General features: G+C 56.0%; 2 tRNA genes and 1 rRNA gene. All 3 read left to right on the plus strand.

Annotated features, from left to right (window positions below):
- A 16S ribosomal RNA gene (locus SPH52_RS22470) occupies window positions 1-119 on the plus strand; the annotation flags it as partial.
- Window positions 120-212: 93 nt separating this feature from the next.
- Window positions 213-289, plus strand: a tRNA-Ile gene (locus SPH52_RS22475).
- A 16-nt stretch (window positions 290-305) separates the two neighbouring features.
- Window positions 306-402 (plus strand) — tRNA-OTHER (locus SPH52_RS22480).
- Window positions 403-559: the final 157 nt, after the last annotated feature.

Raw genomic sequence — 559 nt, forward strand, 5'->3', positions numbered from 1 at the left:
CTGCACCAGAAGTGGTTAGCCTAACCTTCGGGAGGGCGATCACCACGGTGTGGTTCATGACTGGGGTGAAGTCGTAACAAGGTAGCCGTAGGGGAACCTGCGGCTGGATCACCTCCTTAAACGACGTATCACGCCTCGCGGCAAGTGCTCACAATGAATTACCTGATCGGCCAGAGCAAAGACTGTTTGGGTATAGGCCCAGCGTGACCAATGGGTCTGTAGCTCAGTTGGTTAGAGCGCACCCCTGATAAGGGTGAGGTCGGCAGTTCAAATCTGCCCAGACCCACCATTCTCGAGCTTCGGCCGGGTCTGTCGCTCAGTTGGTGAGAGCGCACCCCCGGAAGTGCTGTAAAGAGAAGGGTGAGGTCGCCGGGTTTATTTCAAATCTGCCCAGACCCACCAAATTTGCGTGATACGTCGTTGAAAGACTCCTTGTATAGCAGGCTATACGTCGTCGTCTTTCGCCTAGTCTCACACAAATTGCTTTCGGGGCCATAGCTCAGCTGGGAGAGCGCCTGCCTTGCACGCAGGAGGTCAGCGGTTCGATCCCGCTTGGCTC

Origin of the sequence: Halomonas sp. A29 (assembly GCF_046723295.1) — a bacterium.
In the GTDB taxonomy this organism is placed as follows: domain Bacteria; phylum Pseudomonadota; class Gammaproteobacteria; order Pseudomonadales; family Halomonadaceae; genus Halomonas.